The organism is Vibrio sp. 779(2023) (assembly GCF_033344285.1).
Taxonomy (GTDB): Bacteria; Pseudomonadota; Gammaproteobacteria; order Enterobacterales; family Vibrionaceae; genus Vibrio; species Vibrio alginolyticus.
Genome location: NZ_JAWPOM010000181.1, coordinates 1 through 1117 on the forward strand (window position 1 = coordinate 1; position 1117 = coordinate 1117).

The 1117-nt window shown below is 45.2% G+C and carries 1 protein-coding gene; it reads left to right on the forward strand.

Annotated elements, in window-relative coordinates; translation table 11 throughout:
* The first annotated feature begins 27 nt into the window (after positions 1 to 27).
* Positions 28 to 975: a protein translocase subunit SecF gene (secF, locus tag R8O70_RS25920; protein ID WP_318073746.1), complete on the forward strand. Its 948-nt coding sequence runs from the start codon at positions 28 to 30 to the stop codon at positions 973 to 975.
* Positions 976 to 1117: the final 142 nt, after the last annotated feature.

The window sequence follows — 1117 nt, forward strand, 5'->3', positions numbered from 1 at the left end:
ATTGTCGATCTAAGGCTGGGAATTAATATGTTTCAAATTCTAAAAGCAGAGAAGACGATCGGCTTTATGCGTTGGTCAAAAGTGGCGTTCGTATTCTCAATCTTTATGATTGCCGCTTCTATCTTCACATTATCAACCAAATGGCTGAACTGGGGTCTAGACTTCACGGGCGGTACGCTAATCGAAGTTGGCTTTGAAAAACCAGCTAACCTTGAAGAAATCCGTACAGCACTTGATGCAAAAGGTTTCGGAGATGCGACAGTACAGAACTTTGGTAGTGCTCGCGATGTGATGGTGCGTCTTCGTCCTCGTGACGACGTTTCTGGCGAAACGCTAGGTAACCAAATCATCGGTGCGATCAAAGAAGGTACTGGTGAAAGCGTAGAAATGCGCCGTATCGAGTTTGTTGGTCCAAACGTTGGTGATGAACTAACTGAAGCGGGCGGTCTGGCGATCCTTGTGTCGCTCATCTGTATCCTGATTTACGTATCAATGCGATTTGAATGGCGTCTAGCGGCTGGTGCTGTAATGGCGTTGGCGCACGATATTATTATCACGCTGGGTGTATTCTCATTCCTACAGATTGAAGTGGACCTAACTATCGTGGCTGCGTTGCTAACGGTTGTTGGTTACTCGCTCAACGATACCATCGTAGTATTCGACCGTATTCGTGAAAATTTCCGCAAGATGCGTAAAGGTGATCCAGCGGACATCATGGATGCTTCGATTACACAAACATTGAGCCGTACGTTGATTACTTCTGGTACAACGTTGTTCGTAGTTATTGCACTGTTTGTACAGGGCGGGGCAATGATCCACGGCTTTGCAACGGCACTGTTGTTAGGTATCACGGTTGGTACTTACTCTTCTATCTACGTAGCATCTGCACTTGCTCTAAAACTGGGTATCCAGAAAGAGCACTTGATGCCACCGCAAGTAGAAAAAGAAGGCGCAGAATTCGACGAGATGCCATAAGGCTGATTGAGAATCGAAAACAAAAACCGCTGAACTCTCAGCGGTTTTTTTGTATCTAGATGTTGAGCAAAGAAGTAGAGTGTTTGGCGGACATCAAGTTTTTACAATCTAGCCCAAGTTTTTAGTATCTAAACAATGTTGG